The following is a 21,134-nucleotide window of genomic DNA, read 5'->3' on the forward strand; positions in this document are numbered from 1 at the left end:
GCCACGCGGGCCCTATTCTGTGCTCGTCCCCCACCCTCTCCCGAAGGGATCCCGCATGAGCGACAGCACCGGCGCGTCACAGATCGATTCGACCGCGGGCACCCTCCGGTCCCGGCTGCACGGAGTGCGAGGAGCTGGAGGGCTGGTGGGTGCACCTGCGGCGCTGCGCCACCTGTGGGCACATCGGCTGCTGCGACACGTCGCTCGGCCGGCACGCCACCGGGCACTTCCGGCAGACCGGCCACCGGTACGTGCGCAGCTTCGAGCCAGGTGAGGCGTGGTTCTGGGACTACGTCGACGAGACGACGTTCGAGGGCCCGGTGCTCGCCGACCCGCAGAGCCGCCCGGACGACCAGCCGTCGCCCGGGCCGCGCGGCCGGGTGCCGCTCGGATGGCGCGCTCTCCTCGCCGAGCGCGACCGGGCGGAGGCGTCGTGACCGCACGCGGCCTCGCGCAGCTGTACGGCGGGCGGCATGACCGCAACACGTACGAGATCCGCGACTTCCTGACCCGCACGGTCGTCCAGTACGAGTGGACGCCGATCGACTCCGATGCCGAGTGCTTCGACGCGCTGGGCACCACGCTGGCATCCGCGCGTCTGCCCATGCTCGTGCTGCCGGACGGCGCCCAGCTCGTCGAGCCGAGCCTCGAGCAGATCGCCCGGAGCCTCGGTTGGATCTCCGAGCCGCACGTGTCGACGTACGACCTGGCGATCTACGGCGCCGGCCCGGCCGGGCTGTCGGCCGCCGTGTACGCCGCGTCCGAGGGCCTGCGGGTCGTGCTCGTCGAGCGCGAGGCGGTCGGCGGGCAGGCGGGCTCGAGCAGCCTGATCGAGAACTACCTGGGCTTCCCCAGCGGCGTCCGCGGCGCCGAGCTGATGGAGCGCGCGCGGCAGCAGGCCGTGGCCTTCGGTGCCGAGCTGCTGCTCATGCGGCAGAAGATCCGCGGCGAGATCCGGCAGCACGGCAGCCGCAGCGCCTTCTCCGACGGCACGCAGATCGCCGCCACCGCGGTGATCGCCGCCACCGGCGTCGCCTGGCGCCGCCTCGGCCTCGAGAACGAGGACCGGTTCCTCGGTGCGGGCGTCTACTACGGTGCCGGCACGAGCGAGGCGCTCGCGTGCGTGGGCGAGGAGGTCTTCATCGTCGGAGGCGCGAACTCCGCGGGGCAGGCGGCGATGAACCTCGCGACGCACGCCTCGCGCGTGACCCTCGTGGTGCGCGGGCCGAGCCTGTCGAGCACGATGTCGTCGTACCTCGCCAGCCGGATCGCGCAGGAGCCGAAGGTGCGCGTGCTCACCGACACGCGCATCGTCGAGCTGCACGGCGGCGAGGAGCTCGAGTCCATCGTGCTCGAGAACGGCCGCGGCGAGCGCGAGGAGTGCCCGACCGGGCGCGTGTTCGTGTGCATCGGCGGCGTGCCCGACACGCACTGGACGACGCACACCTCGATCGTGTGCGATCCGCGCGGCTTCCTCATGACGGGGCCGGATCTCACCCCCGAGCTGCTCGATGGACGGTGGGACCTCGACCGCTCCCCCTTCCACCTCGAGACCAGCGTCCCCGGCACGTTCGCGGCGGGCGACGTGCGATCCGGATCCGTCAAGCGCGTCGCGTCCGCCGTCGGCGAGGGCGCCATGGCGGTGACGCTCGTGCACCGCTACCTGAGCGAGACCTTCGGCACGGAGGGCACCCTGGGCGCGCCTCCCCCGCCCCTGTTCGACGACTTCGCGCGTCCGGTCGCCTGACCCCGCTCAGCCGCGCACCGGATTCGGGGCGGCCTCCTCGAGCGCCCGGATGAGCGAGCGCGCGTCGTACGGGCCCACGTGACGGCGCCCGTTGATGAAGAACGTCGGGACGCTCGTGATGTCCATCGCCTCGGCGTCGAGCAGATCGTCGCGCACGTGCGCCGCCACGTCCCCGGAGCGCAGGTCGTCCTCGAAGCGCTCGACGTCGAGCCCCAGCTCCTCCGCACGGCGGATGATGTCCGACGGACGCTGGTGCTCCTGGTCGGCGAACAGGCTGCGCTCGTACTCGAAGAACCGCCCCTGCTTGGCGGCCGCCTCGGAGGCCTCGGCTGCCGCGAGTGCGTTCGGGTGCTTGCGCGTCAGCGGCGCGTGCCGCCAGACGTAGCGCAGCCGGTCGCCGAGCTCCTCGTGGACCTCCTGGATGACGCCCGACGCCTTCGAGCAGAACTCGCACTGGAAGTCGCCGTACTCGACGATCTCGAGCGGCGCGTCCATGGAGCCGAAGACGTGGTCGCGCCGGGGATCGACCGGACGCTGCAAGACCTGACCGGTCTCCTCCGCCGGACGCGCGGCATCCGAGATCCGGAACACGATCGTGGCGATGATCAGGGCGATGACCGACGCGGCCAGCACGCCCACGCGTGCCTCGTTCTGCACCTCCGGATCGTCGATCGCGAGCTCGATGATGAACAGCGAGATCGTGAAGCCGATGCCGCACAGCGCCGCGCCGCCCGCGATGCGGTCGAGGGTGAGGCCGGGTCCGAACTCGCCGATGCCCAGGACCCGCATGAGCGCGACCGGACCCAGGATGCCGACGAGCTTGCCCAGCACGAGCGCGATCACGATGCCCCACGCGACGGGCGAGCGCACGGCGGCCGAGAGGATCTCGCCGTCCAGGCGCACGCCCGCGTTCGCGAGGGCGAACAGCGGCAGCACGGCGTACGCGACGTACGGACCCCACGCGCTCTGCAGCCGCTCGTTGATCGAGATCGACTCGCGCAGGCTGTTCGCCGCGGCGCGCGCGTACTCGGTGTTCGGCGACTGCCGGAACGTGCGAGCGAGGTCGAGCGCGTGCTCGATGTCGCGGCGATTGGGCCGGTAGACCGGCACGAGCAGGGCGATCGTCACGCCCGCGAGCGTCGGATGCACGCCGGAGGCGAGGAACGCCAGCCACACGACGATCGCGAGGGTCGCGTACACGGGACCGCGTCCGTTCGGCAGATAGCGCGTGAAGTAGATCGCGGCCAGACCCACCGCCGCGATGACCAGCGGCATCGGGTCGAAGCTCTCGGTGTAGACGAGCGCGATGATGCTGAGCGCGCCGATGTCGTCCACGACCGCCAGCGTCAGGAGGAAGACCCGCAGCCGACCGGGGACGCGCGGGCCGATCAGCGCGAGCGCGCCGACGAGGAACGCCGTGTCGGTGGAGATCACGACTCCCCACGCGTGCTCCTGCCCGGTGCCGGCCGTGATGGCGACGTAGACCAGCGCGGGGACGGCGAGGCCGACGACAGCCGCGATGACGGGCACCATGGCGCGCGACCAGTCGGTGAGCTCGCCGATCGCGAACTCGCGGCGCACCTCGAGCCCGACCGTGAAGAAGAAGACCGCCATGAGGGCGTCGTTCACGAGGGCGTGCAGCGTGAAGTCGAGCTGCAGATCCCCCACCCCGATCGTGAAGTGCGTCTCCCAGAACTCGCGGTAGAGATCGCCGAACGCATTCGCCCACACGATGGCGATGACCGTCGCGATCACCAGCAGCAGCGCGCCCATCCGGGTCTGCCCCATGTTCTGGATCCACGACGCGATCGACTCCTTCGCGCGCCGTGCTCCGCCCGGCCGAGCCGTGCCGATCGTGCTCATACTCGTCATCGCGACCTCCCGCTGTCTGAGAGGTATTCTGCCGCGCACTGGAGGGGTGTGGGGCGGACGCGACGACGCCGCCGCGCCGGTCGGAGACCGGGCGCGACGGCGCCGTGGGTGGCGGCCGGGTCAGCGGCCGAAGCCGGCCCGGTCGACCTTGCGGTGGTAGCGCATGCCGGCGAGGCCGCCGAGCACGGCGCCGAGGAGGCTCACGAGCAGCGCGCCGACGGCGGTGATGATGCCGGCGGTCGTCAGCTGACCCTCGCTGAACGGCAGGCGCGGGAAGGTGTTGATGTTCGCCAGGATGTTCCACTGCGCGCCGCCGATCGCCGCGATGATGGCGACCACGATCGCGATCACGATCGCCCAGAGCCACACGGCGATGCCCTGCTTGGCACCGCTGAAGCGCGCCATCCGGCCGGCGACGTAGCCGCCGCAGTAGTACGCGATCAGCAGGATCACGAGCACGGCGATCGCGCCCGCGATGCCGATCGTGCCGGCGTTCTCCTGCGCCGCCTGCTCGGGGTCGACCTGGGCGCCGAGTCCCAGAGCGGCCCCCGCCCCGGCGACGAGCGCCGTCAGCAGGACGGTCATGCCCATGGCGCTCAGCCAGCCGAAGAAGGCCGACCCGAACTTCATGCCGCCGAACTCCTGCTTCTCACGCTCGACCACCTCGTGCCGCGCGTTGCGCGCCGCCTCGGGCGACACGGCCCCCGCCACGGGCGCCGCGACCGTGGCGTCCCGATCCCGGTCCATCGCGCGGTCGCTGTCGCGGTCGCGGTCCAGGTCGCGGTTCCGATCCCTGTCGCGGTCGCGGTCCAGGTCGCGGTTCCGATCCCGGTCACCGTCGCGGTCCTCAGCCGCCTTCCTGTCGCGATCCGGATCGACGCCCTGGTCGCCGTGGTCGCCGACGATCTGACCGCGGCCCGTCGGTCCGCCTGCCACGTAGTCGCGATCCGCGAAGTCGCGCTGCACGACCTGCGGGTCGCCGCCGTCCCCGCGCTGATCGGCCCGGAGCGCACCGCTCGTCGTGCGGTCGTCGACGGGTGTGGCCTCGTGCACGACCGTCGGCTCGTCGCTGCCGCGCCCGGCGTCGAGGTCCGGCGAGGAGTGGCCCGTCGTCACGCCCGTGTCGTGCTCGCGGTCCCCCCGGTTTCGCCCTGCGTCGTCTCGATCGATGGGAGTACTCATGGCTGTGCTCCTTTCAGGATTCCCCTGCGTGCCCTCAGTGAACCCGTGTCTGCGTGTTCCCTCACAGGGCATTGCGCAGACGCCGCCGCCGCGCTAGACGCCGAGGATGACGAGCTCTCGCGTCGAGCGCGTCATCGCCACGTATCGGTCGACGGCTCCCTCGATCCCCCCGCCCCACGCGTCCGGACCGACGATCACGACGAGGTCGAACTCGAGGCCCTTCGCCTCCTCGGGCGACAGCGAGCGGATCCGCTCGGTGCCGGGGAACGACGGATCGCCGATCACGCACGCCACACCCTCGTCGTGCGCTGCGGCCCATGCCGCGAGGATCTCGTCGCGCCCGGCGACGCCGGCGCGGTGGACGGGGATGCCGCTCCGGCGGATGGACTTGGGCACGTTGGCGTCGGGAATCGCGGCCCGGATGACGGGTGCCGCCTCGGCCATGATCTCCTCGGGCGTGCGGTAGTTGACCGTCAGCGCGGCGAGCGTCGCGTCCCGCAGACCGACGCCGGCGAGCCGGTCTCGCCACGACTCGGCGAAGCCGTGCCGGGCCTGCGCGCGGTCGCCGACGACCGTGAAGCTGTGTGCGGGATTGCGCCGCAGCAGCATCAGCCATTCCGCTGCCGTGAGCTCCTGCGCCTCGTCCACGACGATGTGCGCGAACGGTCCGGCCAGCCCGTCGTCGCGCGCGGTCGGCGTGGTCGGCGCGCCGAGGGTTCCGCGCAGATCCTGCCCGCGCAGCATCGACATGACGCGCATGTCCGAGTCGTCGGTGGCGATCAGGTCGGCGACCACGTCGTCCATCCGGGCGCGCTCGGCGGCGGCCTCGGCCTCGGCGCGACGCCGCCGGAGCGAGGCGTCGGGGTCGCCCGCCCGCATCCGCGCGGCGTCGAGCAGCGGCAGATCCGGGTGCGTCCACGGCGCATCGGCCGGGCGCTGCAGACGGGCGACCTCCGCGTCGGTGAGCCACGGCGCGCAGCGCCGCAGGAGCGCAGCGTCGGTCCAGAGCGCGCGGACGAGGGCGACCGGGTCCAGCAGCGGCCACGCCGCATCGAACGCGGCCCGCAGCCGCTCGCTCTCGGCCAGGGCGCGCCGGATGACCTCTTCGCCGTCGTCACCGGCGAGGCCGTAGGCATCGAACTCGTCCTCGTGCGGATCCGACCGGCTCTCGGCGCGTCGCTCGTCGTCCCACGCGGTCGTGCCGGCGTCGCCCCACCCCTCGTCCGCCCAGCGGCCGTCCGATCCGGCGTCCCCGCCGTCGTCCTCCCACCCGGCGTCCCCGGCGTGCGGCGCCGCGCTCACCCGATCCACCATGATCCGCATCAGCGCGTCCCACGCCTGCTCGCGGGCCTCGTTGTGGGTGGCGGCGGGTTCGATCGCCCCGAACGCCTCTTCCCAGTCCGCCGCGCCGATGCGCACGTCGCCCCACGCCGTGTCGACGATCACATCGCGCGTCGGCGGACGCTCACGCAGCCGCACCGCCGCGTCGACCGCGCCGGTCATGCGCGCATCCGCCTTGAGGTGCGCCACGCCGGCGTCCGGCTCCTCCGCGGCCGCCGCCCCCTCGGGAACGAGGTCGCGCAGCGTCGTGATCCGCACACCCTCCTCACCGAGCCCGGGGAGGATGTCGGCGACGTAGTCGGCATAGGCGTGCGACGGTCCGACGAACAGCACGCCGCCGCTGCCCTCCTGCAGACGCGGGTCGGCATAGAGCAGGTACGCGGCGCGGTGCAGGGCGACGACGGTCTTGCCGGTGCCCGGGCCGCCGTCGACGACGAGCGTCCCGCGTGATCCGGCGCGGATGATCGCATCCTGATCCGCCTGGATCGTGCCGAGCACGTCCCGCATGCGGGGCGAGCGGCTGGCCCCGAGGCTCGCGATGAACGCCGACTGATCGTCGAGCGCCGCGCCTCCGCCCGCGGCGACCTCGGCGAGGCCCTCGGCCGTGAACGCCTCGTCCCAGTAGTCGGTGATGCGTCCGTCGCTCCAGCGATAGCGGCGCCGGCTCGTCAGCCCCATCGGGTGGGCGTGCGTGGCGCCGAAGAACGGCTCGGCGGCGGGAGCGCGCCAGTCGACGAGCAGCGGCTCGCCCGTCTCGTCGGTCAGGGCGAGCCGGCCGATGTAGAGCGGGCCGCGCTCGCCCACGACGCGGCCGAGACACAGATCGAGGCCGAAGCGACGGAGCATCCGCAGGCGGGCGGTCAGGCGATGGATCTCGAGGTCGCGGTCGAGAGCCGCCTGGCCGTGGCCGGCGGGTGCGCGACGCGTCTCGTCCAGGCGCGCCTCGATGGCGGCGATCTGACGCGCGAGGCTCGCCTCGATCCGCGCGAACCGGTCGATGTCGGCGGCGATGAGCGCGGGATCGGCCTTCGCCGGGTGCGCGTCGAGGAGGAACGGATGGGTGCTGTGGGCGTGCAAGACGGCGGCTCCGGTGCTGAGGGGAACGGCCATTCTGCCCCCTGACCGGGCCCTTGCGGCAAGGCCCCACCCCTGCCGTATCCTGGAGGTGCGGGCGGATCCGCCTCTCGTGCTCCCTCGATCGAGGCACCCCGCGCAGCGCTCATCGCAATCTCATAGCGCGGCCAGCGCTCGCTCCTCACGCTGCCGTCCAGACTCCCGGATGACGCCGCCCCCGGGCGCCATCGAGCGAGGAGACACGCATGCCCGACATCCGCATCCCCGATCCCGAGCAGACGCCGCAGGGACCCGCCTACAAGGGGCGGCTGCTCGCGCGCCCGGACGAGGAGGTCGTCGACCAGGGCGCGGGGTTCGACCTCGGCACTCTGCTCAGTCGCAGGGCGATCTTCAGCGTGCTGGGCCTCGGGGCCGGGGCGACGGTGCTCGCGGCATGCGCTCCGGCATCGGGCAGCGCCGGCACCACCGCGCCCGGGACGACGCCGGCGGAGACGCCGAGCGCGACGGCGTCGCCGTCAGCCTCGCCGTCGACGACCCCGACCGCCCTGCCCGCCGCCGAGATCCCGGACGAGACCGCCGGTCCGTACCCCGGCGACGGCTCCAACGGCCCGGACGCGCTCGCGCAGTCCGGCATCGTCCGCAGCGACATCCGCTCCAGCATCGGCGCCGCCGCGCCCGTGGACGGCGTGCCCCTCACCTTCACGCTGCGCATCACGGACATGCAGGACGGCGACGCGCCGTTCGCGGGCGTCGCCGTGTACGCGTGGCACTGCGACGCGCAGGGCCGGTACTCGATGTACTCATCGGGCGTCGAGGGCGAGACCTGGCTGCGCGGCGTGCAGGTCGCGGACGCCGACGGTCAGGTCACCTTCACCTCGGTCATGCCCGGCTGCTACACCGGACGTTGGCCCCACATCCACTTCGAGGTCTATCCGAGCGTCGACGCGATCACCGACTCGGCGAACGCCATCGCCACCTCGCAGCTCGCGCTCCCCGAGAGCGCGCTCATCCCCGTGTACGAGCTCTCGGCGTACGACGGTTCGGCGCGCAACCTGTCGCAGATCACCCTCGCGTCCGACAACGTCTTCGGCGACGACGGCGGCGCCCTGCAGGTCGCCGCCGTCACGGGAGACGCGACAGCGGGTTATGCGGCAGCCCTCACCGTGCGCGTCGACACGTCGACGGAGCCGACCGCGGGCGCTGCGCCCGGAGGCGGAGGCCCGCGGGGCTGAGCGGCGCCGCGGATCGGGCCGCGCGAGCTGCTGTCAACCCTCGCCCGGGCCGCCGACGGCCGTGGCTACGCTCGGACGATGGGACTCGAGCGACTCGTGATCGTCCGTCACGGAGAGAGCGTCGGCAACGAGGCGGCGAGCGCCGCGGAGTCGGCCGGCGACGAGGTCATCGACCTGCCGTTCCGCGACGCCGACACGCCCCTCTCCGCCACCGGCGAGGCGCAGGCACGCGCGCTGGGCGCGGCCCTGCCGTCGCACGGTGTCGGCGATGAGGCCGCCGTGTGGACGTCGACGTACCGCCGGGCCGCGCACACCGGCCGGCTCTCCCTCGAAGCCGCGGGCATGGCGGGCGCGCCCCGACTCGACGAGCGGTTGCGCGATCGCGAGCTGGGCGTGCTCGATCATCTGACGTCCCACGGCGTCAGCGCGCGCTACGAGGCAGAGGCGGAGCGCCGCGCGCACCTCGGCAAGTTCTACTACCGCCCGCCCGGAGGCGAGTCGTGGGCGGATGTCGCGCTGCGGCTGCGGTCCTTCCTCGCGGATGCGAAGACCGCACCGGCCACGACCGGCGTCGTCTTCGCGCATGAGGCGGTCGTCCACCTCATCCGCTACGTGCTCGAGGACTGGGACGAGCACCGCGTGCTGAGCGCCGCGCTCGAGGAGCCGGCGCCGAACGCGTCGGTGACCGTCCTCGAGGCGGACCCCCGCCCGGGAGCGCCCTGGCGCGCCGTGGTGGTCGGCGACGTCTCCCACCTCGCGCAGCACGGCGTGGCGACCACGATGCACACGGGCAGAAGGGACGTCGATCCTCGTCTGGATGAGATCGATCCGGGGCGGCCCGAGGACGCCGAGGAGGAGTCGCGTGCCGTTGCAGACTAAGGCGATCGGCCGTCGGAGCCTGCGCCGGTGGGCCCTGCCGGATCCCGGCGAATCGAAGTACGACCGCGGCACGGTGCTCGTCGTCGGCGGCGCCGCCCGGAGCCCCGGCGCGGTCGCCCTCGCCGGCGTGGCCGCCCTGCGCGTGGGCGCGGGGCGCATCACCCTGGGCGTCGCCCGCTCGGTGGCACCGGCGCTGGGCGTCGGCGTGCCGGAGGCGGGCGTGATCGCCCTGCCGGAGACGGATGACGGCTCGGTGCGGCCGGACGCGTACACGCAGGTGCTGTCGTCGCTGGGCTTTGCTCAGGCCGTGCTCATCGGGCCGGGCCTGGACGACGTGGAGTCGGCAGCGCAGCTCGTCGAGACGCTCGGCGAGGAGGCGCCCGAGGAGACGGCGTTCGTGCTCGACGCCTTCGCGCTCGCCGCGATCGCCGAGCGGCGCTCGCTGGTCGCGCCGCTGCGCGGGCGGCTCATCCTGACCCCGAGCCCGACCGAGCTCGCGGTGCTGCTCGGTGGCGGAGAGGTGGCGGCCGACCGACCCTCCGACGTGCGCCGCGCGGCGCGCGAGGTGTCGCGCACGTACGGCGCCGCGGTCGCGACGCAGGCGCTCGTGACGGACGAGGACGGATCCGCGTGGCGGATCCGCGCGGGCGGTCCGGGTCTCGGCACGTCGGGCAGCGGCGACGTGCTCGCCGGCGCGATCGCGGGCCTCGCCGCCCGGGGCGTGTCCCCCTCCGTCGCGGCGGTGTGGGCCACGTACCTGCACGCGGCAGCGGGCGACGAGCTCGCGCGCGGCCGCCGGGGCGTCGGCTACCTCGCCAGGGAGCTCGCCGACCTGTTCCCCGCGCTGATCGCGGATCTGTCCTGACCTCGGCGACGGCTCGCCCGCTGCCGCGCCTTCAGCGCGCCGTCACCGTCCGGCGTGTGCGGGCCCTGCCCCGTTCTCCGCGGTGGCGACGATGCGGCTCACCATGCCGCTGAAGATGAACCCGTGGAAGGGCAGCATCGCCAGCCAGTAGAGCCGGCCCGTGAGCCCGCGCGGGAAGAACACCGCGCGCTGCCGGTACTCGGCACCGTCGGGCGCGTCGTCGACCGCGAGCTCGAGCCACGCGCTGCCGGGCGTCCACATCTCGGCACGCAGTCGCAGCAGGCGTCCCGGTTCGAGCGCCTCGACGCGCCAGAGGTCGATCGCGTCCCCCACCGACAGCCGCGCGCGGGTGCGGCGGCCGCGCTGCAGCCCGACGCCGCCGCTGACGCGGTCGAGCCAGCCGCGCACGGCCCACAGCGCGGGCGCCGAGTACCAGCCGTTCGTCCCGCCGATCTGCGTGATGACGGCCCAGACGGCGTCGCGGCCGGCGCGCGTCCTCCGCGAACGGCGATCCGTGAACACCGTGCGGCCGGCCCACGCGGGGTCGCTCGGCAGCGGGTCGCTCGGGGCGCGCGCCACCGTCGCATCCACCCAGCTCGTCTCCACCTGGTCGATCTCGATGCGCGCGAGCGCGAGCCGCACCGACTCCCGGTACCCCGTCAGACCCGCGGGCGGCGGCGGGATGATCGTGTCGATCTCGTGGTCCCGCATCACGCACGGATGCTGCAGGGACTCGACGAGCGGGCGGGCGATCTGCCGCGGGACCGGCGTGACGAGCCCCACCCACAGCGAGGCGAGCCGCGGCGTCAGCACGGGCAGCGCCGCGATGCCGCGCTGCGGCAGCCCCGCCTCGAGCGCGTAGCCGTTCATCATCTGCCCGTAGCGCAGCACGTCGGGGCCGCCGATGTCGACCGCTCGGCTGACCGACGGATCCACGCGCGCGGCGGCCAGCAGGTAGTGCAGCACGTCGCGCACGGCGATCGGCTGGATCTGATTGCGCACCCACTTCGGCGCGGGCATGTACGGCAGCACGTCGGTGAGGTGACGCACCATCTCGAACGACGCGGATCCGGATCCGATCACGACCCCGGCGCGCAGCACGAGGGTCGGCACGCCGGAGGCCAGCAGGATCTCACCGACCTCCTTGCGCGATGCGAGGTGCGCGGACAGGCGCACGCCCTCGGGATGCAGCCCGCCCAGATAGACGATGCGCCCGACGTCGTGCGCGGCCGCGTGCTTCGCGACGTTCTTCGCGATGGCGCGGTCGGCGGCGGCGAAGCCGGAGCCGCTCGTCATGGAGTGCACGAGGTGGTAGACCACGTCGACGTCGGCCGTCGCGCGATCCATCGCCTCGGAATCCGCCGCGTCGCCCGTGACGACCTCCACGTCTTCCGCCCACGGCAGGGCCGCCACCCGGCGGTCCGAGCGTGCCAGGACGCGCACCCGGTACCCGCCGTGCAGCAGCCGCGGCACGAGCCGCCCGCCGAGGTACCCGGTCGCCCCGAGCACCAGCACACGCGGCGCCTGTCCGTCCGGGCGCGGCACCGCGCGCAGGCTCTCCTCCGCACCGGTCGGAGTGCTGAGTTCGCCGGCGGCGAAGGAGAGCCCCTGGCTCACGGCGCGATTCCCGCCGCGGCCGGCTTGAACCCGGCGCGCACGTTCTCGCAGCACGCGGGACGGCAGACGTCGAACCACGGGCCGAGGTCGGTCACGTGCGGGCGGTCCTCGCGCGGCACGGCGGCCATCCGCTCCTCGACGAGGTCGATGATCCCCGAGACGTAGACCGGATCCACGCCCGGCGTGGGCGTCCGGATCGCGCGGAGCCCGGCTTCCTCGGCCGCCTCCAGCGCCTCGTTGTCCAGGTCCCACATGACCTCCATGTGGTCGCTCACGAAGCCGACCGGGACGATCGCGAGGGACGTGACCCCCTCGGCCGGCAGCTCGGTGATGCGATCGACGATGTCCGGCTCCAGCCAAGGCTGCGAGGCGGGGCCCGACCGCGACTGGTACACGAGCTCCCACGCGACGTCCGCCATGCGCGCGTCGCGCTCCGCCGCGCGCCGCATCACGGCCTCCGCGACCGCACGGTGCTGCGCCTCGTATGCGCCTCCCTCTCCCAGGTCGAGGTCGCGCGGGCCGGAGCGGCGGGCATCCTCGGTCGGGATGCTGTGGGTCGTGAACAGCACGCGCGGCGCGGGCTCGCCCTCGCGCCACAGCTCGGAGACCGCATCCACGACGCCGGGGACGAACGCGTCCACGAAGCCCGGGTGGTCGAAGAACTGCCGGATCTTGTCGATCGTGACGGTGCCGGCCAGGCCGGTGGAGGTCAGCACGCGCGCGAAGTCCTCGCGGTACTGCCGGCAGCTCGAGAACGAGCTGTAGGCGCTCGTGGCGAACGCGAGGAGGCGGGTGTTGCCCTCCTCGGCCGCCTGGCTCACGGCGTCCTCGAGGTACGGGCCCCAGTTGCGGTTGCCCCAGTACACGGGCAGGTCGATGCCGCGGCGCGCGAGCTCCGCCTCCAGCGCCTGCTTGAGCGCGCGGTTCTGCGCGTTGATGGGGCTGACGCCTCCGAAGTGCCGGTAGTGGTGGGCGACCTCCTCGAGCCGCTCATCCGGGATCCCGCGCCCCCGCGTCACGTTGCGCAGGAACGGGATCACGTCCTCCTGCCCCTCGGGGCCGCCGAAGCCTGCCAGCAGGATGCCGTCGTAGCGCTGCGGCTCGGTGACGAAAGGCGCTCCCGCTGCCGAGGCGGGCGAGGCGAAGGGGACGATTCCGGTGTCGGTCGTTTCCATTTGAGACTCCATGGTCGAGGGGCGGATATCAGGCTGTGTGGATCGCGTGGACGATCAGCAGCATCGTCACGACGAAGCCGCATGCGTAGTTGATCCAGAGGAAGTGTCGCCAGCCGCGGTTGGCGCGCTCCGAGTCCTCATCGGAGATCCGCGCGAAGGGGGCGGCGGCGAGCAGGTACGGGATGGCGAGCAGCGCGGCCCACGCGCCCGGCGGGCCGGTGATCAGCATCAGCAGACCGGCCGCCGTCCACGCGGCGAGCGCGAGCCGGACGGTGCGTGCGGCGCCGAGGGCCGTCGCGATCGAGGCGATGCCGGCCTCGCGGTCGGGCACGACGTCCTGGACGGCGCCGAAGGCGTGGCTCGCGATGCCCCACAGGAAGAACGCCGCGAGCAGGGCGACCAGCGCCGCGTCGAACGCTCCGCCGGCGAGTACCACGCCGTATGCCGCGGGACTCACGAAGTGCACGCTGGAGGTGACCGAGTCCAGCACGGGCACCTCCTTGAAGCGGAACGGCGGCGCCGAGTAGGCGAGCACGGCGAAGAGGCTGATCGCGAGCACGAGCCACGACAGCGGCGACCCCCACACGACGAGCAGCACGACGAAGGGAAGGCACGCGACCGCCGAGGCGATCAGGACGCCGCGATGGCGCTCGGGCGGCAGCAGGGCTCCCTCCACGCCGCCCTTGCGCGGGTTGGCGAGGTCGGAGGCGTAGTCGAACACGTCGTTCACGCCGTACATCGCGAGGTTGTACGGGATGAGGAAGAAGATCGTGCCGACGATCAGGGCCGCGTCGACCTCCCTCGCCGCGAGCAGGTACGCGGCCGCGAACGGATACGCGGTGTTGATCCAGCTGAGCGGGCGCGACGCCGCGAAGAGGTCACGGATCACGGCGGCTCCTCCGCTCGCGCGCGGCGATGAGCCGCGCCCAGACCGCCGGCAGCAGGATGACCGCCGCAAGCGGGTAGGCGAAGTCCTCGGCGGGCGCGGCGCCGATCCGGATGCCGGAGATGTGCGCGTCGTCGTAGGCGAACAGGCCCGCCGCGATCATGACGTTGTCGAACACGGCCGTCAGCGCGATGAGCGCCGCCGCGGCGAGCGCCAGCGCCGCGAGGGAGATCCTCTCCGGCGCGCCCGCGGCCCCCGCGGAGGCGCGGCCGCCGCGGCGCAGCAGCACCGCAGCGACGACCGCGACCGCGAGGAAGGCGGCGCACAGTCCGAGGTAGGTCATGCGCGGCCCGTCCTTCCGCGCGCGAGCACGCGCTCCGCACCGCACGCGAGCACCATCGTCAGTTCGCACAGGAACAGCAGGAACACCGGCTCCTCGAGCGGCAGCTCGGGGGCGAGCAGGATCCCCGTCATGAAGTCGGTCTCGGCGCGGAAGAAGATGCCGAGGCCGATGCCGAGCAGATCCCACGTCAGGAAGAAGGCCAGGCCGATGCCGAGCACCAGCAGCGCCGGTCCCGGCGCGCGGCCGAGGAACAGCCGGTGCCGCAGGTCGAGCGTGACGACGCCGGCCAGCGACACGAGCAGGCACGCGAGGTACACGACGCTCACGGCTCCTCCAGGGGGCCGGCCGAGCGATCCCCGCGCAGGCGCTTCACCACGAGCTCCGCGCTGATCAGGCACATGGGCAGACCGATCCCGGGGATCGTCGTCGCGCCCGCGTACAGCAGCCCGCGCACGCGCGGCGACGCGTTGGTGCCGCGCATCACGGCGCTCTGCCGCAGGGTGTGCGCGGGTCCGAGCGCTCCCCCGCGCCACGCGCCGAAGTCGCGCTCGAAGTCGGCGGGCCCGATGCTGCGCCGGACGACGATCCGCTCCGCGAGGTCGGGGATGCCCGCCCAGCCCGCGATCTGCTCGATCGCGGCGTCCACCGCCCGCTCCACGGCGGGGCTGCCGGTGCCGTCGCGTCCGCCGTCGCCGATGGCGGGATCGGCGGGGACCGGGATGAGCACGAACAGGTTCTCGTGTCCCTCCGGTGCCACGTCGTCCGTGGCGCTCGGGCGGCAGACGTAGATCGAGGCCGGATCCGGGATCCGCGGGTTCGCGCCGTAGATCGCGTCGAAGCCCTCCTCCCACTCACGCGTGAAGAACAGCGTGTGGTGCGCGAGCTCGGGCAGGGCTCCGCGCACGCCGAGGAGCGCGAGCACGGCGCCGGGCCCCGGGTTGCGCGAGGCCCACCACGCGTCGGAGCGCGTGCGGTACGCCGGCTCCAGTAGCCGCCGCTCGGTCTCGTGCAGATCGGCGCTCGAGACCACGACGTCCGCGGGGACGTGCTCGATGCCGCCGTCGCCGGTCTCGACCTCGACGCCCGTCACGGTGCGGCCCTCGACCGTGATGCCGCGTGCGCGCGTGCCCGTGCGCAGGTGTGCGCCCTCCTTCTCGGCGAGCCGCGCGATCGCGTCGATCACGGCCCCGAAGCCGCCCCGCGGGTAGAGCACGCCCTGCCCGATGTCGAGGTGGCTCATGAGGTGGTACATGCTGGGCGCCGCAGCGGGCGACGTGCCGAGGAACACCGCCGGATAACCGAGCACCTGCTGCACGCGCCGGTCCTCCGAGTGGCGGCGGATGAACCTGTCCAGCGGCTCCGCGAGCAGACGCGACAGCAGCGGCAGGCGCGCGAGGGTGTCCCGCCCGAGGAAGGGCCGCAGCGACGCGAAGGTGCTGTAGAGGAAGCGGGATGTCGCGAGCTCGTACGTCTCGGCCGCGGACGCCAGGTACGCGTCGATCCGGTCCGCCGCCGCGGGATCCAGCGACACGAGCGCGTCGCGCGCGCCGGTCGCGGGCAGATCGAACGCGTCCTGCTCGCCCTCGAAGTACACGCGGTACGCGGGATCCAGCGGAACCAGGTCGAGCTGCTCGGCCGAGGAGGTGCCGAGCAGACGGAAGAAGTGGTCGAAGACCTCGGGCATGAGGTACCAGGACGGTCCGGTGTCGAACGAGAACCCGTCCGCCGACCACCGCCCGGCGCGTCCGCCGAGCTCGTCGCGCGCCTCGACCAGGGTCACCTCGGCGCCCTCGCGTGCGACGAGCGCCGCGGTGGCGAGCCCCGAGATGCCCCCGCCGATCACGACCACGCGCTGCCGCGCGGTCACGCCGGCACCCGCCCGAGAGCGGCGCGGGTCAGCAGGCTCACCTTCGTGCGGGCCGGCACCGAGATCCGGCGTCGGCGCAGCTCCTCGGCCGGGGTCCGCCGCACCCGGTCGTTCAGCTCGCCGAACAGGGCCGCGGCCGCGGCCGTCGCGCGGCGCGATCCCGGTGGCAGCCGCACGATCGCGCGCCGCGCGACCGCCAGGTCGTCATCGATCTCCCGCACGAACCGATCCTTGTCCTTCTCCGTGAAGTGCACCGGGTCGACGCCCGGCAGGTACACGCGCCCGAGGCGCTCGACGTCGTCGCGCAGGTCCCGCAGGAAGTTCACCTTCTGGAACGCCGCGCCCAGACGCCGCGCGCCCTCCTCGAGCTCCTCGTCGATGCGCACGCCCGCGCCCTCCCGCGCGAAGACCCGCAGGCACATCGAGCCGACGACCTCGGCCGAGCCGTGGATGTAGGTGCGGTACGCCTCCGGATCGAACACCGACGCGCCCTGCGCATCCGTGCGCATGGACGCGAAGAACGGACGCAGCAGCTCCTCCCCGATCCCCGTCTCGCGCGCCGTGACGGCGAACGCGTGCACGACGAGGTTCGCGCTGAACCCGCGCGCCAGGGCGCGAAGGGTCTCCTGCTCGAGCTCGTCCAGCAGCGCGAGGCAGTCGGGCGCCGCGAGGCCCGCCTCCGATGCCGGTCCGTCGACGATCTCGTCGGCCACGCGCACGAGGGCGTAGACGTCGGCGATGCGGCCGCGCTCCTCGCGCGGGAGCAGGCGGCTCGCGAGGCCGAACGACGTCGAGTAGGCGCCGATCACGCGCGCCGACGAGGTGTGCGCCGTGCGGGTGTACAGGTCGAGTCCGGATGGGCGCGTCATGCGTCGCGCTCCACGCACATCCCCGCGATCCCCCGCAGCTCGCGGCGGAGATCCTCCGGCAGACCGGCGCCGTCGATGTCGCGTTCCACCTGCGAACGCTGCTCGGCGATGAGTGCCTCCACCGCCGCGACCGCGCCGCTCGTGACGAGCGCGGCGCGCAGCCGCTCGGCGTCCTCCGCCGCGAGCGAGCGAACGCCGAACAGGTGCGCCACGTCGCGCCAGACGTCCTCGCGCTCGGCGAACGCGATCAGCAGCGTGCGCTTGCCCTCGCGCAGGTCGCCCGTGGTGCTCTTGCCCGTGCGCTCCTCGGCGCCGAACACGCCCAGCATGTCGTCCCGCAGCTGGTAGAGCACGCCGAGACTCGTGCCGATGCGCCAGAGCGCTTCGGCGGTCGCGGCGTCGGCCCCGGCAAGCACAGCGCCCGCGCGCAGGGGCGCCGCGAACGAATAGGTCGCGGTCTTCTGCTCCATCATGCGCCGGATGTCGGCGCTCTCCGCAGGCAGGACGCCGAGCGCGTAGCCCACGTCGGAATGCTCGCCCGCGGCCGTGAGGAAGACCGCGTCGTCGACGATCTCGTTGAGCTGCGCGCGCGCGGGGCTGTCGATGCGGGCGATCAGCGCGTGCACGCCGCTGAGCAGCAGGTCGCCCGCCAGCAGTCCGGATGCGGCGCCCCACGCGGTGGCGGTGACCGGGTCGGCGCCGGCCTCCGTGGCGGATCCCGCGAACTCGCCCGCCAGGTTGGCACGGCCGCGCCGCATGAGGTCGCCGTCCAGCACGTCGTCGTGCAGCAGCAGCGCGCTGTGCAGCACCTCGAACGCGGCGGCGACCACGGCGGCCGATGCGCGATCGTGGCCGCCGAGCGCGTCGTGGGCGAGCACGACGAGGCGCGGCCGCAGCCGCTTCCCGCCGCGCGCGGAGGCCGCAGCGCGCCGCCAGAGCAGACTCGCCTGCTCCCCCAGTGCCTCGGCCCGCGCGATGCGGTCGGCGAAGTAGTCCTCGATCACCGCGTCCACGAGGTGCTCGACCGGCGGCGCGTCACCGTGCGCGGCAGTCCGGTCGGCGACCGGTGCCTCCCGCGTCCTGACGGGTGCCTCGTGGGTGCTCACGCGCGCGACTCCGTCCAGGCCGCGGCGGAGATGGCGCCGCCGGCGCCGGACAGCTCCCGCGCCTGCAGCACCAGCCAGGGGCTGAACGCCCACGGTGCGGCCGCGAGCGCCGCGGCGAGCTGAGCGGGCTCGATCCAGGCGGCGTCCATCGCCTCGTCGGGGTCGAGCACGGGGTCCGCCACCGCCTCCGCGGTGTAGACGGGGCAGATCTCGTTCTCGACCACGCCGGAGGCGTCGACGGCGCGATAGCGGAAATCGGGCAGCACGAGCCGCAGGTCGCGAAGCTCGAGCCCGAGCTCCTGGCGGCCCCGCCGCTCCACGGCGTCGGGGATGGGCTCGAAGGGCTGCGGGTGTCCACAGAACGCGTTGGTCCAGGTGCCGGGCCAGGTGCGCTTGGTCAGCGCGCGCCGCGTCAGCAGGATCCTGCCGTTCGCGTCGCGCACGTGGCAGGAGAACGCCAGGTGCAGCGCGGTCTGCGTATCGTGCACCGTGGCCTTCGGGGCGACACCGCACGGATCTCCGCGCTCGTCCAGCAGGACGACGCGTTCGGTCGGATCGCTCACGTAATTCTCCCGGTTTATTACTAGCTTGGCTAGTTACATGTTAGCCATACATTCCGCCGTCCGTCGACTAGCCTCATCGCATGGGTGAGGAGAGCCCGCCGCCGAGGCGCCACGTGGTCCTGCACGACCCGCGCCTGTCCGATCCGGACGAGGAGCTCGTCCGACGCGCGCATCTGTCGGATGCCGAGCTGGCCGAGGTGATGCGCGTTCTCGACGCCATGCGGCGCTGGCGTGAGACGGAGCGCGCCGCGAACGAGGCGTCCCAGCGGTACATGAAGCTGGGCGAGACCGACATGCGGGCGCTGCGGTTCCTGATCGCGGCGCAGCGCCAGGGGGTCGTCGCCACGCCGAGTCGGATCGCCGCCCACCTGGGGGTCTCGACCGCGTCGATGACCAAGCTGCTGGATCGCCTGGCCGAGGGAGGTCATATCCGCAGGATGCCCCATCCGAGCGACCGCCGCAGCCTGGCGATCGAGGTCACGGACGAGACCCGCCTGGCGGCACGGGCGAGCGTGGGACGCACGCACGCGCGGCGCTTCGACGCGATCGCCGCCCTGACGTCCGGGGAGCGCGAAGCCGTCGCGCGGTTCTTCGACTCCCTGATCGCGACGGCCGGCATCCACGACACACCCGGCATCGATGAGACTCTCGGCCTCGGCGCCGCCCCCGACGCCGAGGGCTGACGGACACGGCGTCCGCCGCCTCTCGGGCGCGGTCCGCCGCGGCGCGAGACCGACCGAATGAGCCTTCCGCGGCCCCGGTGCCGCGGTCACGCGCCTAGGGTCGCAGACATGGACGCTCTCTACTCGACCGAAGCTCTCGCCACCGGCGCCGGCCGTGACGGCCGCGTCGCCGTCGCCGGATCGGATCTCGCATTCGACCTCGCGGTGCCCAAGGAGATGGGCGGCTCCGGAGCGGGCGCCAACCCCGAGCAGCTGTTCGCCGCCGGTTACGCGGCGTGCTTCCACTCGGCGCTGCAGGCGGCCGCGCGCGGCCGCAAGATCGCCGTCGACGGCTCCTCCGTGGGCTCCCGGGTCTCGATCGGCCCGAACGGCGACCGCGGATTCCAGCTCGCGGTGCAGCTCGAGGTCGTCATCCCCGACCTCGATCACGAGACGGCGCAGGAGCTCGCCGACGCCGCGCATCAGATGTGCCCGTACTCGAACGCCACGCGCGGCAACATCGAGGTGACCGTCTCGGTCTCCGACGACTGAGCACCGGCACCGGCTCCGGAAGCGCCGGCGCCGCGGCCCGGACGCACCGATTCCGCGCCGGCCCGAATCGGGCCCGCGCGGAATCGCGTCGGATGGCGGCGTGTCAGCCCGCCGACTCCTCGGGCCGCTCGGCCGCCTCGGCCGCGGCCTCGTCGGGCACATAGCCGTCGACGTGGCGCTCGTCCGGTCCGCTGTAGGCGGACAGGGGCCGGATCAGGGCGTTGGAGCCCTGCTGCTCGATGATGTGCGCGGTCCAGCCCGTGATGCGGGCGGCGACGAACAGCGGCGTGAACGTGACGGTGTCGAAGCCGATCAGGTTGTACGCCGGACCGGACGGGTAGTCGAGGTTCGGGTAAATCCCCTTCCGCTCGACGAACTCGCGCTCGAGCGTCTCGTAGAGCTCGGCGACGTCGGGGCGGTCGTAGTGCGCCACGAGCGTGTCGAGCGCGGCCTTCATGGTGGGCACGCGCGAGTCGCCGCGCTTGTAGACGCGGTGGCCGAAGCCCATGATCTTGCGCTTCTCGGCGAGCGCGGCGTCGAGCCAGGGTCCCACGGCGGCCGCGGTGCCGATCTCGTCGAGGATGTGCAGCACGGCCTCGTTGGCGCCGCCGTGCAGCGGCCCCTTGAGCGCACCCATCGCTCCGACCACGGCCGAGTACAGGTCGCTGAGCGTCGACGTGATGACGCGCGCGGTGAACGTCGAGGCGTTGAAGGAGTGCTCGGCGTACAGGATCATCGACCGGTTGAAGGCGTCGACGACGACCTCGTCCGGATCCTCGCCGAACGTCATCCAGAGGAAGTTCGCGGCGTAGTCGAGGTCGTCGCGCGGCGCGACGGGGTCGAGTCCGCGGCGACGGCGCTGGCCGTAGGCAACGAGCGCCGGCAGTGCGGCGAACAGGCGGATCGACCGCTCGAGGTTCTCCTCGGCCGTGCCCACGGCCTCCAGCACGTTGTCGGTGCCGGCGGTGTCGATCGCGCCGAGAACGCTCACGGCCGTGCGCAGCTCGTCCATCGGGTGCGCCGACGCGGGCTGCAGGTCGATGACCGCCTTCACCTCGGGGGCCAGGGCGCGGTGGCGACGCTCGGTCGCGCGCAGCTCGGCGAGCTGGTGCTCGTCGGGAAGCTCGCCGTGCCACAGCAGGTAGGCGACGGCCTCGAACGACTGCGTCGCGGCGAGCTCCTGCACCGGATAGCCGCGATACAGCAGCGAGTTCGTCTCGGGGTTGACCTTGGAGATGGCGGTCTCGTCGGCGATCACGCCCGCGAGCCCCTTCTTGATGTCGCTCATCATGCTCCTCACGT

The 21,134-nt window shown here is 73.2% G+C and carries 20 protein-coding genes; 7 read left to right on the forward strand and 13 right to left on the reverse strand.

All coding sequences use genetic code 11. The annotated features are described in order from the left end of the window. Positions 1-149 precede the first annotated feature (149 nt). Both BJP60_RS10100 and BJP60_RS10105 read left to right on the forward strand, forming a co-directional pair. Positions 150-437, forward strand: a complete 288-nt coding sequence (locus BJP60_RS10100; RefSeq protein ID WP_442923381.1) for a UBP-type zinc finger domain-containing protein — start codon at positions 150-152, stop codon at positions 435-437. Further along, positions 434-1,747, forward strand: coding sequence for an NAD(P)/FAD-dependent oxidoreductase (locus BJP60_RS10105; protein ID WP_203135639.1), 1,314 nt, complete (start codon positions 434-436; stop codon positions 1,745-1,747). Before BJP60_RS10100 ends, BJP60_RS10105 begins: the two co-directional genes overlap by 4 nt. A gap of 6 nt (positions 1,748-1,753) precedes the next feature. On the opposite strand, the gene nhaA is transcribed toward BJP60_RS10105, so the two are convergent. The 3 genes from nhaA to BJP60_RS10120 all read right to left on the reverse strand — a co-directional run bounded on the left by nhaA (position 1,754) and on the right by BJP60_RS10120 (position 7,252). After that, positions 1,754-3,619 (reverse strand): Na+/H+ antiporter NhaA, encoded by a 1,866-nt coding sequence (gene nhaA, locus BJP60_RS10110; RefSeq protein ID WP_203135640.1) that lies wholly within the window; start codon positions 3,617-3,619, stop codon positions 1,754-1,756. Positions 3,620-3,739: 120 nt separating this feature from the next. Continuing rightward, positions 3,740-4,801: a hypothetical protein gene (locus BJP60_RS10115; protein WP_238439384.1), complete on the reverse strand. Its 1,062-nt coding sequence runs from the start codon at positions 4,799-4,801 to the stop codon at positions 3,740-3,742. 93 nt (positions 4,802-4,894) lie between these two features. Continuing rightward, on the reverse strand, positions 4,895-7,252 hold the full coding sequence (locus BJP60_RS10120; protein WP_203135641.1) for a HelD family protein: 2,358 nt from the start codon (positions 7,250-7,252) through the stop codon (positions 4,895-4,897). 209 nt (positions 7,253-7,461) lie between these two features. On the opposite strand from BJP60_RS10120, the gene BJP60_RS10125 reads away from it, so the two are divergent. From BJP60_RS10125 to BJP60_RS10135, 3 genes are all read left to right on the forward strand, one after another. Continuing rightward, positions 7,462-8,448 (forward strand): intradiol ring-cleavage dioxygenase, encoded by a 987-nt coding sequence (locus tag BJP60_RS10125; protein WP_203135642.1) that lies wholly within the window; start codon positions 7,462-7,464, stop codon positions 8,446-8,448. Positions 8,449-8,526: 78 nt separating this feature from the next. Continuing rightward, on the forward strand, positions 8,527-9,327 hold the full coding sequence (locus BJP60_RS10130) for a histidine phosphatase family protein (protein ID WP_203135643.1): 801 nt from the start codon (positions 8,527-8,529) through the stop codon (positions 9,325-9,327). Continuing rightward, entirely contained in the window at positions 9,311-10,192 is an 882-nt protein-coding gene (locus tag BJP60_RS10135; RefSeq protein ID WP_238439385.1) for an NAD(P)H-hydrate dehydratase, read from the forward strand. The genes BJP60_RS10130 and BJP60_RS10135 overlap by 17 nt, the downstream gene beginning before the upstream one ends. A gap of 42 nt (positions 10,193-10,234) precedes the next feature. Here BJP60_RS10135 and BJP60_RS10140 read toward each other — a convergent pair whose 3' ends face one another. The 9 genes from BJP60_RS10140 to idi are packed head-to-tail and all read right to left on the reverse strand — an operon-like array spanning position 10,235 to position 18,618. Next, a complete protein-coding gene (locus BJP60_RS10140) occupies positions 10,235-11,809 on the reverse strand; it encodes an SDR family oxidoreductase (protein ID WP_203135645.1) in 1,575 nt (524 codons plus the stop codon). After that, a complete protein-coding gene (locus BJP60_RS10145) occupies positions 11,806-12,984 on the reverse strand; it encodes a ferrochelatase (protein WP_203135646.1) in 1,179 nt (392 codons plus the stop codon). The genes BJP60_RS10140 and BJP60_RS10145 overlap by 4 nt, the downstream gene beginning before the upstream one ends. Before the next feature lie 28 nt (positions 12,985-13,012). After that, entirely contained in the window at positions 13,013-13,873 is an 861-nt protein-coding gene (locus BJP60_RS10150; RefSeq protein WP_203135647.1) for a prenyltransferase, read from the reverse strand. Next, positions 13,863-14,213: a lycopene cyclase domain-containing protein gene (locus tag BJP60_RS10155; RefSeq protein WP_203135648.1), complete on the reverse strand. Its 351-nt coding sequence runs from the start codon at positions 14,211-14,213 to the stop codon at positions 13,863-13,865. The genes BJP60_RS10150 and BJP60_RS10155 overlap by 11 nt, the downstream gene beginning before the upstream one ends. Beyond that, complete coding sequence (locus BJP60_RS10160; RefSeq protein ID WP_203135649.1) at positions 14,210-14,539, reverse strand: lycopene cyclase domain-containing protein; 330 nt, start codon at positions 14,537-14,539, stop codon at positions 14,210-14,212. The genes BJP60_RS10155 and BJP60_RS10160 overlap by 4 nt, the downstream gene beginning before the upstream one ends. Continuing rightward, the gene (crtI, locus tag BJP60_RS10165) at positions 14,536-16,080 is read right to left on the reverse strand and encodes a phytoene desaturase family protein (RefSeq protein ID WP_203135650.1); all 1,545 of its coding nucleotides are present in this window, start codon (positions 16,078-16,080) and stop codon (positions 14,536-14,538) included. Before crtI ends, BJP60_RS10160 begins: the two co-directional genes overlap by 4 nt. Beyond that, positions 16,077-16,949 (reverse strand): phytoene/squalene synthase family protein, encoded by an 873-nt coding sequence (locus tag BJP60_RS10170; RefSeq protein WP_203135651.1) that lies wholly within the window; start codon positions 16,947-16,949, stop codon positions 16,077-16,079. Before BJP60_RS10170 ends, crtI begins: the two co-directional genes overlap by 4 nt. Next, positions 16,946-18,055, reverse strand: coding sequence for a polyprenyl synthetase family protein (locus BJP60_RS10175; protein ID WP_203135652.1), 1,110 nt, complete (start codon positions 18,053-18,055; stop codon positions 16,946-16,948). Before BJP60_RS10175 ends, BJP60_RS10170 begins: the two co-directional genes overlap by 4 nt. After that, positions 18,052-18,618 carry an isopentenyl-diphosphate Delta-isomerase gene (gene idi, locus BJP60_RS10180; RefSeq protein WP_203135653.1) on the reverse strand — a complete coding sequence of 189 codons (567 nt, stop codon included), beginning with the start codon at positions 18,616-18,618 and terminating at the stop codon, positions 18,052-18,054. Before idi ends, BJP60_RS10175 begins: the two co-directional genes overlap by 4 nt. An 80-nt stretch (positions 18,619-18,698) precedes the next feature. On the opposite strand from idi, the gene BJP60_RS10185 reads away from it, so the two are divergent. Beyond that, positions 18,699-19,301, forward strand: coding sequence for a MarR family winged helix-turn-helix transcriptional regulator (locus BJP60_RS10185; protein ID WP_203135654.1), 603 nt, complete (start codon positions 18,699-18,701; stop codon positions 19,299-19,301). 108 nt (positions 19,302-19,409) lie between these two features. Then, entirely contained in the window at positions 19,410-19,832 is a 423-nt protein-coding gene (locus BJP60_RS10190) for an organic hydroperoxide resistance protein (RefSeq protein ID WP_203135655.1), read from the forward strand. A 103-nt stretch (positions 19,833-19,935) separates the two neighbouring features. On the opposite strand, the gene BJP60_RS10195 is transcribed toward BJP60_RS10190, so the two are convergent. Next, a complete protein-coding gene (locus BJP60_RS10195) occupies positions 19,936-21,123 on the reverse strand; it encodes a bifunctional 2-methylcitrate synthase/citrate synthase (RefSeq protein WP_442923382.1) in 1,188 nt (395 codons plus the stop codon). Positions 21,124-21,134: the final 11 nt, after the last annotated feature.

Origin of the sequence: Microbacterium sp. JZ31 (genome assembly GCF_016805985.1) — a bacterium.
Taxonomy (GTDB): Bacteria; Actinomycetota; Actinomycetes; order Actinomycetales; family Microbacteriaceae; genus Microbacterium.

What these genes read in the sequence shown, in the direction of transcription:
- nhaA (WP_203135640.1), bottom strand. Translation starts at nt 3,619, where the DNA reads ATGACGAGTATGAGCACGATCGGCACGGCTCGGCCGGGCGGAGCACGG.
- BJP60_RS10115 (WP_238439384.1), bottom strand. Translation starts at nt 4,801, where the DNA reads ATGAGTACTCCCATCGATCGAGACGACGCAGGGCGAAACCGGGGGGAC.
- BJP60_RS10120 (WP_203135641.1), bottom strand. Translation starts at nt 7,252, where the DNA reads ATGGCCGTTCCCCTCAGCACCGGAGCCGCCGTCTTGCACGCCCACAGC.
- BJP60_RS10125 (WP_203135642.1), top strand. Translation starts at nt 7,462, where the DNA reads ATGCCCGACATCCGCATCCCCGATCCCGAGCAGACGCCGCAGGGACCC.
- BJP60_RS10130 (WP_203135643.1), top strand. Translation starts at nt 8,527, where the DNA reads ATGGGACTCGAGCGACTCGTGATCGTCCGTCACGGAGAGAGCGTCGGC.
- BJP60_RS10145 (WP_203135646.1), bottom strand. Translation starts at nt 12,984, where the DNA reads ATGGAAACGACCGACACCGGAATCGTCCCCTTCGCCTCGCCCGCCTCG.
- BJP60_RS10155 (WP_203135648.1), bottom strand. Translation starts at nt 14,213, where the DNA reads ATGACCTACCTCGGACTGTGCGCCGCCTTCCTCGCGGTCGCGGTCGTC.
- BJP60_RS10170 (WP_203135651.1), bottom strand. Translation starts at nt 16,949, where the DNA reads ATGACGCGCCCATCCGGACTCGACCTGTACACCCGCACGGCGCACACC.
- BJP60_RS10185 (WP_203135654.1), top strand. Translation starts at nt 18,699, where the DNA reads ATGGGTGAGGAGAGCCCGCCGCCGAGGCGCCACGTGGTCCTGCACGAC.
- BJP60_RS10190 (WP_203135655.1), top strand. Translation starts at nt 19,410, where the DNA reads ATGGACGCTCTCTACTCGACCGAAGCTCTCGCCACCGGCGCCGGCCGT.
- BJP60_RS10195 (WP_442923382.1), bottom strand. Translation starts at nt 21,123, where the DNA reads ATGATGAGCGACATCAAGAAGGGGCTCGCGGGCGTGATCGCCGACGAG.